This window comes from Sphingobacterium sp. IITKGP-BTPF85 (assembly GCF_001006065.1).
GTDB lineage: Bacteria > Bacteroidota > Bacteroidia > Sphingobacteriales > Sphingobacteriaceae > Sphingobacterium > Sphingobacterium anhuiense.
The window spans coordinates 1-11283 of sequence record NZ_ASZT02000160.1; the positions used below are offsets into that span (position 1 = coordinate 1).

Sequence of the window (11283 nt, forward strand, 5' to 3'; positions counted from 1 at the left end):
AAAATGCGATATTCATAGGGAGTAATTTAAAAGATCAAGGTTAATATGTACAATGCAATTTGATAAAAAACTAATAGCTTTAGGAAAGCTAACTATCTATTATTTTAATCCGAATGCTATTGATAAAAATAATTCAAGTTTTAATTACCTCGAATTCGGGGTAATTGGACAAGAAGCCGGAACAAATAGATTTATTATGTCTGTAAGTCAATGGATAGAAAGAACACAGGCTAGATGAATGGTTGTAAAGATCGGACGACATGGTGGGACAAGTTCAGTGACCTACCAATAAATATTCAGACTCAAAACATTATCAGCTGCCTTTTAAAAACATATCATAGAATATAATTTTCAACTGATTTAGTTATATTCGTGAACTATATATTTCAAATAATTTCATCATTATACAGAAATGAAATGGGTCGCAGTTTTTACGACTTGTACTCATATTGACCGAAATGTCTCTGAACAAATACGGGCTTGATTCCTGGACATCTCTGTCAATAGGTTTGCAAAATAGCTAATTGCTTTTGCAACCTTAACACACTCAGTCAAAACAGTTAAAAGAAGCAACAAATATAAGAGAATTTACGAATGGATTTTACAGTAGAAATTAAAGACATGGTAGCAATGGTTATTTCTATCATATGTGGAGGAGCCATTGGCTTTGAGCGGGAATACAAGAATAAGTCTGCCGGCTTTCGAACAATAATTTTAATTTCACTGGGCTCAACCATTTTCACTATAGTTTCGCAGCATGGTGCAGGTACTGATGACCGAATTTCGGCAAATATTATTACAGGTATTGGATTTATTGGGGCTGGTGTAATTTTTAAAGATAAAATTTCTATTCGTGGCTTGACGACTGCTGCTGTGATCTGGACTTCTGCTGCAATCGGCATGACAGCAGGGATAGGTTATCATGCGCTTGCACTATGCCTTACTTTAATTACTCTTGGGGTATTATTAATGGTTACCAGGGTGGAAAGACTGGTTGCTCAACTACAAAAAGAACAGCTCCTGAGTGTAACCTTTCGTAATCCTGACTTTGATCAGATCCCACAATTGGAAAATATTTTAAATACAAAAGGTCTTACTGTAGAACGGATGGAAATTGTAAAAGAAAACGATCATTTAATGGTAAATTTCAAAGTATCAGGTAAAAAAAGATACTTATTGGAAATGAGCGAAACACTTGCTAACCGGTCAGAGATCTTAAGCTTCACTTAATCCCACAAATAGTTGATCGTTAATGTTAACGCTAGATGGGTTCAAATATTTATCCCTTTGCAAGGTTTGTCACAGATAACGAGTTAAAAATGAATCGACTGCTATTACTTTTTTTATAACGTTTGCAAGTCACTTATCAATTTCACAAATGTAAACCAAATGGATTAATGTTTTTTGGGAAGTATACACTGATCAGTGCAGTCAATTCCTTTGAAACTTGGCTTCCATGATAAATTTTTCAAATATGATGCAATAGTCGCAAACCTCGGAATGCTATAATTACGAAAACAATTTAATCTACCTTATCTTAAAATTTTCTCAAAGGCTTTTCTTGGACTTCCTCTGAATGTAACTTCACCACAATAGTGATAACACATTTTTTGCAATATCCAGAGCATGCCCGTATTATCAAAATTAGTATCAACCTTGACGCTATAAATATTGTGTTTAAGTGCAAAATCTTCGATATGCTGTAAAATCCTCTGCGCCAATCCTTGACCAAGATACTTTTCGGAAATTGCAACTCTATGGTAAACCACAAAATCACCATTAGTCAACCAAGCTCCTTTTATATTAGCATAGGCTGGTTCATCATTGATCAAAATAGCACAATAACCAGTGATGATATCATCATCCACCAATACGTAACCAACACTATTCTTAATATCATTTTCAATAACAGATAGATTGGGATAGCCATCTTGCCATTGCGTACTCCCATCCTCTTTTCGTCTCTTGATCGCTTTTTCTAAAATTTTCCAAATTTGAACAGCATCTCCTGCTGTAGCCTGTCTAAAAGAATATTTTATATTATTCATGGATTGAAATTAATTTATACTGTTCTATTGCTTGTTTGATGAGTGCAATTAAACAAATATTTACGATTGCCATAAAACTGATTACACATAAAAAAAATACCATACCAAATTGCTGAATAAGATATCCTCCGAGGAAAGGAGCTGTTGCTTGTGCTAGTAACGGCATCCTTGCAAGTCTTCCAATAATCAAGGCATAATTGTCCCTCCCGTAAACCGCCAATGGCAAGGTTCCTCTCAAAACTGAGCGCATCCCGTTTCCCATGCCAAAAACTATTACTCCTGGTATTGCAAGTATTGGTGATATAAAAATCAATACCATACCCAAAAAAATGATTGTAGTAGAAATGAAAGACATTTCAATAGCGGTCCTTTTTCCAATGATCAACTCAATAACTCGTGCCATAGCTTGGCTTGGTCCTAAAAAAGCAATTACGATGAACACCATTGACATCTCGTTCTTACAGTGTAATAATATTTCGATTAAATGTATGATAATGGTGGTGGTTATGACCGCACCAAGAGTAAAATTTGCTGATAATAAATAATACAATTTAGAACGGAAGAGCTCGACTGAGGATTCCAAGGTCTCATCCTTAAATATGCTTTTGTTTCCTGCTTTATTTTTGAAAGCATACAGATGAATCGGAAATATAGTAATGATCAACAATATGGCATATATATAGCAGGTATTCCTCCATCCAAAACTATCCAAAATATAGCTGGTAAATAACCAAGAAACAGAAGGTGCTAAACTGGATACCAGAGTGATCCAAACGATTGACTTTGCTACGTTGAAATTGTATCTTTTACCAATTGCAGCAAACAATGCATCATATAAACCATTGCCATGGCTGTACCGATAATCACCCATCCTGAAGCAAACATTAGAAAATTACTTGAACTGCCGATGATGATCAAACCCATCGCCATCACTAAACCCGAAAAAAGTAGTACTGCATTACGATCAGTCTGCTGTATTGTCCTACCCACTAAAGGTAACAGCAAACCTGAAACCAAAAGGGCAAGTGAGAGGCAACCATAAACTTGCTGATAAGACCAGCTCATTTCGGCTATAATGTCCTTTGCTAAGACAGACAGTAAAAAATACGAACCTCCCCAAAGTACGATTTGCGCTATGCCCAAATTCAGAACTTTAAAAAAATTTAACTTTCCACTTTCTATAGACTGAGATGCTGATTTCATATAATGACAAATCTCCGTTCTTTTTTCAAATCGGCAAAACGCTTTTATTCGATCGAATCGATCGGTTTTTTCGATGGATTAATGATACTTTTTATACCTTTGAAAAAGCAAATCACACAAGTAAAATGGAACTTAGACAACTTAAATATTTTCTTAAAGCACAAGAATTACTGAGTTTTACGGAAGCAGCAAAGCGCTTAAATATCAGCCAAAGTACATTATCACAGCAAATCAAGCAACTGGAGACGGAATTGGATGTGTCTCTTTTTAACCGCATTGGTAAGCAGATAACGCTAACAGAACCTGGAAGATTATTTACTGAATATGCCGAACAGAGTGTCAGAAAAGCCGAAGATGGAAAATTGATGCTCCAGGATTTAAAAAAGATAAAGGTTGGCACGATAACCATAGGTGTTGCTTATGGTCTTAAGGATTTCTTTGTCGAAACTTTAATAGATTTTGCAGAAAAATTTCCTCAAATAAAAATTAAAGTTATCTATGAGCCTTCCCACAGTCTGTATGAGAAGCTTCAAAAAGCTCAGGTAGATTTTGTTTTGGCTCTTCATGAAACCGAAATATTCCCCTATTTTAGCTATAAAAGTTTATTCAGTTGTCCAATGGTATTGGCCGCATTAGCTGGTACAGAAGTATCCTATAAAACTAATATTTCCCTCGAAGAGATTTGCAAACTTCCTTTGGTTATTGCAACAATGGGATATGATATGACTCATACCGTTCACAAGGCTTTTTCAGCAAAAGGGTTAAGTCCAAAATTTACGATTGAAGTCAATGATATACCCACAGCTATTAGACTCGTCAACTCAGGAAATTGGTACAGTATCTTCATTAAACCAAGTATTTTGGGGACTAAGTTGGCTTCTATTGCCATTCAGGATGAAGGTTTGATGAGATATGCAAAGATCATTTCATTAAAAGGTACTTATGAAACGGAATCTGTCAAAGAATTTAAAAAAATGTTAACGTTATCAGCAGTCGTTCAGCAAATTGTTTAAAAACAAAACGAACCAGACACCATTCGAGTTTAGATAGTCGTTTAACTGATTGATAGGATGCTTACAAAAACAGATCTCGTAATTTAAACTAAAACGGTTTAAAAAAGCACCCTTTACCAATGAACAACCTAAATGTGAACAGATGTAAAAGGTGCTAACGCAATTTTGAAAACCAAACTAAAGGTATTTATTCATCTTTTTAGATGGATTGCACCACTTCGTCCAATTCAAAACGTGATTTTGGTAAAATAGTTGGGTGAGCCCAATCAGTTTTATCGGCATAACCTACCGTAACAGCGAATAGCGGAGAAAAACCGTCTTGTGCTAAAATCCCTTTATAGGCACTGCGGTCAATACCTTCCATCGGCGTAGCATCCAATCCCATACTGATACACGCACTCAAAAAGTAGCCCAAGGAAAGATAGACCTGATTTTCCATCCATGATTTTGTGGCTATATCACCATTCGACTTTACAATTGGTTCGTAAAAAGCCGTCCGCCAAAGTTCAGGCAAAATGGAAATATTGCGTTGCTCAAAATGTTCAATATCGTCCATTACACTGAACACAACTAAAAGACCAACATCGTTAATCGAATTTTCGTTCATATATGATTTGGAAGCCAGTTCCCTTTTTACGACTTCGTTTGTGACAAATGTAAATTTCCAAGGTTGGCTGTTAATGGAAGACGGACTTAACCGTACTATCTCTTTCAGTTCCTCAATTTGCTCTACCGAAACTTTTTTCACATTATCATACTTTTTGGTTGCGTATCTACGTTTCATAAGGTCTAAAAAACTCATCATTTTTAAATTTAGATTAAACTATACTTTTTAATGTTGCAAAACTAAGTATAGTGTTTTACCTTTGCAATAACGGTCAAAATTGATAGTAACTGATGTATAATATAGACGATAAGCAATACCCTTGCAATACCAGCCTCACAATGAAGTATATAGGTGGAAAATGGAAAGCACAATACTCATTCATTTAATCGAAAAAAAACGATACAGCGAACTGAGAAAAGCGTGTTATGTTATAACCGAAAGAACGTTGAGTCTTCAACTAAAAGAAATGGAAGCAGACGGATTGATTACCCGAACCGTTTATACTAGCAAGCCACCTTTAAAAGTGGAATACGAGCTGACTGATTTTGGCAAAACACTTATTCCCTTACTTCATTCTATAGCTGAGTGGGGAAATGAAGCGGCAAAAACGAATAAGAGAATAACCATGGTAGAATATGAGTAGCCATCAAATTGATCTATGAAATGTTTAGAAAAAAACATATCAGACAGAAAAACGAAAATAGTGATTTGGGTAGACTTATGATTAACGAATAAAAAGAAAAACAATGCTCTTTTAAGAGAATACTCTTCGCTTAAATTTACTTTAGAAACGCAATCAGGTTATATAATCTCATTCACAATCTTAATTTCGAATATTTTATCCCAGTTTTTTCCTGTTATAAAGAACGTATCCGACTTTTTATTATATGCAATACCATTCAGTACATCAAGATCAATGTGCTGGGTTACTTTTTGACGTAGTTCTGAAAGATCCAGCACCGCTTCAATAGTGCCGGTTTTTGGCTCAATAATGCCAACCATATTGGTCATAAAGAAATTTGCATATATCTTACCTTTTACCCATTCCATTTCATTTGTACCTGTAACTAGTCCTTCATCTGATGCTACGTTGATTTCGTTGCTTCTATTAAAATTACTCGGATCAATGGTATATATCTTTTCTGACCCATCTGTCATATAGAGGTTTGTCCCATCATTAGTAAGGCCTCATCCTTCCATATTTTGAAAATATGGGAACCGCCCTATTCTTTTTAAGGTATTAACATCATATACATAAGCTTCATTATTTTTATAGGTCAATTGATATAGTTTATTATTCAGCACGGTAGCACCTTCACCAAAAATAGTTTCATCCAGTTCCGCTATTTTAAGTACTTGTCCTGTTTTGGGATTTACGATTCGAACACTTGAGATACCATGTTTATCACTTACAGTAGTCCCGTTGCCAGTACTCTCAACTAAATTATCTTTATAAAACTCAAGGCCCTGGGTAAATGCTTTAATATCGTGAGGATAAGTATTTATAACTTGATAGCTAAGCTTACTCGGTGCTTCTGAAGGTAAAATATCGAAGTTGACAGCTACATCTTCTATTTCGCTTTTTCTGTACACCTTAGCTTTTAAAACCTGTTTTCCAAACTTTTCGTTTTTTAAGCTATACTGAACAATATCATGTACTAACCCGGTTGATCAAGGTTTATCATTAATGGAATATTGAACAGAATCAATCGGAACTCCTTCTAGTGCTTCAATCTGAATATTCAATTCATCGGTTAGAGCATATTTTGCTTTAATATTCACAAAATTAATTCTATTTTCCTCATGCTTATTCGTTATTGAAGGTGTTTTGGTGTTGTTGTTACCTCCACATCCATAAATTACACTTGAACAAAAAATCAATAGAACAGCATTTAATCTCATATACAACTTATTTTACAAGTGCTAAATATATCAATAAATGTTTCATAAAGTACAATTATTAAATTTAGACTTAAAAATTACCGAAACAATGAGAAAAGAAACAACTTTTTTATAAAATTGCAAGTAAAACATCTGAAGATTGATATTTGACCGAAACACATTATATACAATAATTCCGAAACAAAATAATGAAGTATTAATCTATCCGCGGATCTATCCAAAATAGATCACGAATTTGCAACAGGTCTTCTATATGCATCAGATTATAAATCAGCTCATCTTTATCTTCTAAAGGAATCGTTATTTGTAGATCCTTTTTAAGTAAAAAAACGGTTAAAATAGCATCCTTGTCATATATCGAGATATCTGATTGCACCATAGTAATCTCATATGTCTTAAACCAATCTCTAGCCTGGTCTTGATCTAAGCAGATTAACGAAACGGTAAGATCCTCAAGATCATTGATTTCACCTAGAAGATGATTGTTATAATTTAAGCTGATATAAGCTAAATATAGGAGATGATTGCCAGTCCGCAAGGCATAATTACGCACGAGAACCCGCTTTGGATCGAATGCAAAATCGTAATATTCCCGGTCGGAAATACATGTGTATCGCTTGCCATAAAATTAATTTTATCCTGCAATTCTTGTAAATGGTTTATTTCAATAAATACTTCGCCCTGCAGCTGCACTTCATCTATATGATTAAGGGCATCTTCAATAACTAATAGAGCAGACTCTTGCATTGGAAAAATGCTCCCCTCACAGTCCAGGCTTAACAAATAGTCATTAACATCAGCCACAGTTAAAGGATACCATGTTGGGTTTTCGTCTTCAACTGTATTTTTAGATGTCAAAATGTTGTAACCGCTCCGCTTTAAATCTAAAAGTATGAGTTGGCTCAAGGGTACAAACTTCATAAAATCTTATTGATATAATTAAAACAAGTTTTGCTGTATCAGGTCATCTTGTCCCAAAGGAGGAAGTTTGATCATTGATAGCGTCCTGGGTTATAAAAGATTTCTTTTCTTTTGTCTCCCATAAAATAGGGAACTTTCTTGTCCCATCCGTGCACTTTTCGAAGTTCAAAGAGACCGGATATGTTTACTACTCACCACTCCATTTCACGTAATCATAACTCCGCTCCTTCATTGTCTTTATAAATAATGGGATATTCGGCAAAAGTAATGACCTGATCGTTTTCAAAGTAAGGTAGTCATATTCGAGTGGCTTAAGCTCGTCTCGCAACTTAGGGAATGCTTTCTTTACGATCTGAAGATCAGTATGGAGTGATATATTTCGGCTCATTGTTACTTTAATTGATAATATATTTATTATTAAACAAACTAAAGTATTCATTTGTTTTTTCTACTAATAAGTTAGAGTCTTAACTTTCTCTTGTATCTGGCAGTCGCTGATGAAAGTCCATACGCGACCATGTTCAAGGGTAAAGAGAATATATGGATTAGATCTTTCCTGGTGAGGTAGTGATGTACTTAGGTAGCCCTATAATCTTAGTTTCGTACATACGCTTATCCTACTTTTCTTCTCAAAAGTGGTTGTTGAAGATCCGATAGCCGAAATTTATTTCTAATAACTGTTGTATACCATGGCATTTGCTGTTATCTGTAAAGACAGCTTCTTTCAACCCTAGTTCTACGGCATGTACATGAGCGGATTTAGTAAAATCATCCTTCAGAATATGGCTATCCAGGTATGGATTTCAGAAAATAAAAAAGCTGTTATTTATTCTCGGGACAGTTGTGCCATATTGTGCGGTGTAATTGTCCAGCGAATCCATTTATTATCAGGGCTTGCTCCAATGCTTTGATAGAATTTTTGGGCATCAACATTACTTCCGAGTACAAACCAGTTGAATTTTTTATATCCATGTTTCATGGCATATTGTGCAAGACCACTAAGTAATTTTCGACCTACACTTTTTCCTCTGTGATTGGTATCAACGTACAGCCATTTGAGCATCAATGAGGGGTTGTGGTTATGCATAAAAGGAATGTTATAGTGAACTGCTATGCCTATGAGCTGGTTCTTCTCTCCTTGTGCAACGATTGCCCCAAACCCGGGTCTATCGCCAAAACCACGTTTCAACAGATCATTTTCCGTAAGACTAAAATCTGTGTCCCCCTCAAAAACAACGATTGCTTCCATTAATCTTAATACTTCGGGGATGTCCGCCTTTTGCATTTCCCTAATTATTACAGGCTTTTCCATTATCCTTTGACAACTTATTTTAAATCCTCAACATTATCCAATACGTAGCATTGTTCCCATTGGGTCATACCAATTTTAGGATAATAACCCACAGCTTTTGGTGCTGCTAATAAAATAAGTTTTGCTTTTGGGCTATGTTCTTTTGTAAGACGTATTAATTCTTTTCCGATTCCCATCTTTTGATAGTTCTCATCGACTGCTAAGTCTGAGAGATAGGTGCAGTAAACAAAATCAGTCAAAGACCTTGCTACACCTATCAATTTTCCAGAATCTCTTGCGGTGGCAATAAGATTTGCGTACTTAAGCATTCCTGCTATTCTCTCAGGCTCATCGACTGGTCGTCTCTCTCCTAGAGTGGAATTTATTAATACTTCTTTAAATTCCTCTGCTCCGACTGTGTCTTCAATTTGGTATGTTATCATTTTCAGTTTTTTTTGTTACCTTAAAAAATATTATCTGCAGGAGCTTCGTCTCTTGGAGTCATACCATAATCCCTAATTACGCCTGCTACACGCAACCTGTAATCGTCAAACACCGAACTTCTTCCTGCTTGCTGTGCGTTTCTATGATTCGTCAGGTTACGCCACTCTCTCACACTCTCTTCATTTTCCCAAAACGAAAGCGAAAGAATTTTTTTGGGGTCAACAAGACTTTGAAACCGCTCTATGGAGATAAATCCCGGAATATTGTCCAACTCTGGCCTCAATGCCTTTGCTATGTTCAGGTACTCTTCTTTTTTCCCTCTTTGGAACTACCTCAAATATTACTGCTATCATATCTTCTTTTTTATTAAATGAGAAATCGCTGCAATATTTGGATGCAGCTACTTGACCTAAATATTATAAATGACCAGCAAATCATTTGTCCGATAAAGGTTGAATAATTTGAAGGTTCTATCTTAGACAGCAACGTATATATTTTGATTGCCAAGTCAATTGCTTCATTCCTTCCGATGTAAATTTATTTTATAAAAAGACTTTCTTTATCATCCAGTTTGAATAAAGCGGATAGTCCAGATGCTTTTATCCGGCATATGATTTAAACGAGGCGTATATGAAGCTCTTATAATTTTATACTCTAAAAATAAAGCCCTTATGGTTAAATAAGGGCTTTGTTTGCTTTTAAAATAGATGAGATTAAATTTGACTAATTTGCATGTTGCTCTACTAACCCTAAATATACGGATTGACTGTCCTGAGCTGGATCACCGACCAGAATAAAAGAATAATAGTGATTTTCAGCTAATTTAATTTGCTCACGTGTTGCGAGCGTCTTACCTGCTTTATTTTTAGCAACTACTGTGAAAGTGCCACTTTTTTGTGCGATAAACCCTTCATTTGCAGTGACAGATTGCTGTGTTTCTTTAGCACGGTCGGTCCATGCTGCAGGCGCTGCTTGATCTCCGATGTGAAGCGTTACTTGATCACTACCTTCAGAGAGATTAAAAAAGCGTAATCCAGATTCTGTTTTTTTGATCTCTTTGTTGACGCGGTCTGTCGTAATTGCCTGTACTGGCTTTAATTTACTTCCGTAAAGAAAAGAACTATAAATGGTACTGTCTTTAACCACAATCGTACTATCGATCAAATTACCTTCTCCAGCAGTAACGGTTATTTTGCGTGATCCCGGATATAGGGCTACTTTACTCTGCGATTTATATAACAGCGGAAAATTAGGATCTTGAAGGATATTTCGGTCTGCATAATACAGTACAGCCTTTGCTCCACTATATCCATTTACCATCGTAAACAAAGCTGCTGGTACAGGTTGATGATCGTCCTTATCTTTGCTGCAACTGGTCACAAAAATTCCTGCAGTAACAACAGTTATTAAACTTAGTAATCTTAAGTATTTTTTCATAATATGTTAACTTAAATCTTATATTTAAAAAATACACATTGCGCTAGTGTTACCATAATAAACGGGGGTGCAACAGTTAGTGCTACATATTGTATAAAAAAATTGCGTGATTACGGTATGACGGATTATTTTCGCATATCTTTTATTGGGGCATTTTTAAAATATCGTTTTCCATCTTTTGCACCATCCCAGACATTAGTGATACTGTGAATTTTAACAGGAGCTTCTTTTTCAAGGCGAATTAATTTTCTACAAACTTTTCTAAAAGTTCTATTCCATCTTCTCTTATCTTGTTTCTCTGTCTTTGCGTTTGTAATTCCAAATATTTTCGTCTTCCGTACTGATCTTGACATAATTTTACAAATTAAAACAAATGTGCTAGTATCATCTCTTGAGGCTGAATTGGATATGGTTTAC

The 11283-nt window shown here is 35.3% G+C and carries 16 protein-coding genes and 1 pseudogene; 3 read left to right on the forward strand and 14 right to left on the reverse strand.

The window, feature by feature from the left end; all coding sequences use genetic code 11:
- The first annotated feature begins 594 nt into the window (after window positions 1-594).
- Window positions 595-1230, forward strand: a complete 636-nt coding sequence (locus L950_RS21615) for an MgtC/SapB family protein (RefSeq protein WP_021189199.1) — start codon at window positions 595-597, stop codon at window positions 1228-1230.
- Between the two features lie 302 nt (window positions 1231-1532).
- On the opposite strand, the gene L950_RS21620 is transcribed toward L950_RS21615, so the two are convergent.
- From L950_RS21620 to L950_RS21630, 3 genes are read right to left on the reverse strand one after another with little or no spacing between them, the layout of a single operon-like run.
- A complete protein-coding gene (locus tag L950_RS21620; protein WP_021189200.1) occupies window positions 1533-2048 on the reverse strand; it encodes a GNAT family N-acetyltransferase in 516 nt (171 codons plus the stop codon).
- The gene (locus tag L950_RS21625) at window positions 2041-2919 is read right to left on the reverse strand and encodes an MFS transporter (protein ID WP_156169808.1); all 879 of its coding nucleotides are present in this window, start codon (window positions 2917-2919) and stop codon (window positions 2041-2043) included. The genes L950_RS21620 and L950_RS21625 overlap by 8 nt, the downstream gene beginning before the upstream one ends.
- Complete coding sequence (locus L950_RS21630) at window positions 2835-3251, reverse strand: hypothetical protein (protein WP_031287798.1); 417 nt, start codon at window positions 3249-3251, stop codon at window positions 2835-2837. Before L950_RS21630 ends, L950_RS21625 begins: the two co-directional genes overlap by 85 nt.
- 125 nt (window positions 3252-3376) lie before the next feature.
- On the opposite strand from L950_RS21630, the gene L950_RS21635 reads away from it, so the two are divergent.
- Window positions 3377-4264, forward strand: a complete 888-nt coding sequence (locus L950_RS21635) for a LysR family transcriptional regulator (protein WP_031287801.1) — start codon at window positions 3377-3379, stop codon at window positions 4262-4264.
- Between the two features lie 199 nt (window positions 4265-4463).
- On the opposite strand, the gene L950_RS21640 is transcribed toward L950_RS21635, so the two are convergent.
- Window positions 4464-5048 carry a nitroreductase family protein gene (locus tag L950_RS21640; protein ID WP_231577766.1) on the reverse strand — a complete coding sequence of 195 codons (585 nt, stop codon included), beginning with the start codon at window positions 5046-5048 and terminating at the stop codon, window positions 4464-4466.
- A gap of 181 nt (window positions 5049-5229) precedes the next feature.
- Between L950_RS21640 and L950_RS21645 the strand changes: the two genes are divergently transcribed.
- Window positions 5230-5514 carry a winged helix-turn-helix transcriptional regulator gene (locus tag L950_RS21645; RefSeq protein ID WP_021189204.1) on the forward strand — a complete coding sequence of 95 codons (285 nt, stop codon included), beginning with the start codon at window positions 5230-5232 and terminating at the stop codon, window positions 5512-5514.
- Window positions 5515-5672: 158 nt separating this feature from the next.
- On the opposite strand, the pseudogene L950_RS34320 reads toward L950_RS21645, so the two are convergent.
- The 10 genes and pseudogenes from L950_RS34320 to L950_RS21690 all read right to left on the reverse strand — a co-directional run bounded on the left by L950_RS34320 (window position 5673) and on the right by L950_RS21690 (window position 11219).
- Window positions 5673-6464 (reverse strand): annotated as a pseudogene (locus L950_RS34320) (glutaminyl-peptide cyclotransferase).
- A 78-nt stretch (window positions 6465-6542) separates the two neighbouring features.
- Entirely contained in the window at window positions 6543-6773 is a 231-nt protein-coding gene (locus L950_RS27245; protein WP_021189207.1) for a hypothetical protein, read from the reverse strand.
- Between the two features lie 196 nt (window positions 6774-6969).
- The gene (locus L950_RS21655) at window positions 6970-7326 is read right to left on the reverse strand and encodes a hypothetical protein (RefSeq protein ID WP_156169809.1); all 357 of its coding nucleotides are present in this window, start codon (window positions 7324-7326) and stop codon (window positions 6970-6972) included.
- Window positions 7281-7631 carry a hypothetical protein gene (locus tag L950_RS21660; RefSeq protein WP_197086616.1) on the reverse strand — a complete coding sequence of 117 codons (351 nt, stop codon included), beginning with the start codon at window positions 7629-7631 and terminating at the stop codon, window positions 7281-7283. The genes L950_RS21655 and L950_RS21660 overlap by 46 nt, the downstream gene beginning before the upstream one ends.
- A gap of 250 nt (window positions 7632-7881) precedes the next feature.
- Window positions 7882-8082 carry a hypothetical protein gene (locus L950_RS21665; protein ID WP_021189210.1) on the reverse strand — a complete coding sequence of 67 codons (201 nt, stop codon included), beginning with the start codon at window positions 8080-8082 and terminating at the stop codon, window positions 7882-7884.
- 438 nt (window positions 8083-8520) lie between these two features.
- Window positions 8521-8979 carry a GNAT family N-acetyltransferase gene (locus tag L950_RS27250; protein ID WP_197086618.1) on the reverse strand — a complete coding sequence of 153 codons (459 nt, stop codon included), beginning with the start codon at window positions 8977-8979 and terminating at the stop codon, window positions 8521-8523.
- 41 nt (window positions 8980-9020) lie between these two features.
- The gene (locus L950_RS21675; RefSeq protein WP_021189212.1) at window positions 9021-9428 is read right to left on the reverse strand and encodes a GNAT family N-acetyltransferase; all 408 of its coding nucleotides are present in this window, start codon (window positions 9426-9428) and stop codon (window positions 9021-9023) included.
- A 20-nt stretch (window positions 9429-9448) separates the two neighbouring features.
- Window positions 9449-9712: an antibiotic biosynthesis monooxygenase family protein gene (locus L950_RS21680; protein WP_231577767.1), complete on the reverse strand. Its 264-nt coding sequence runs from the start codon at window positions 9710-9712 to the stop codon at window positions 9449-9451.
- A 440-nt stretch (window positions 9713-10152) separates the two neighbouring features.
- Window positions 10153-10866: a DUF4397 domain-containing protein gene (locus L950_RS21685; RefSeq protein WP_021189214.1), complete on the reverse strand. Its 714-nt coding sequence runs from the start codon at window positions 10864-10866 to the stop codon at window positions 10153-10155.
- Window positions 10867-10991: 125 nt separating this feature from the next.
- The gene (locus tag L950_RS21690; protein ID WP_021189215.1) at window positions 10992-11219 is read right to left on the reverse strand and encodes a hypothetical protein; all 228 of its coding nucleotides are present in this window, start codon (window positions 11217-11219) and stop codon (window positions 10992-10994) included.
- Between the last annotated feature and the right edge of the window lie 64 nt (window positions 11220-11283).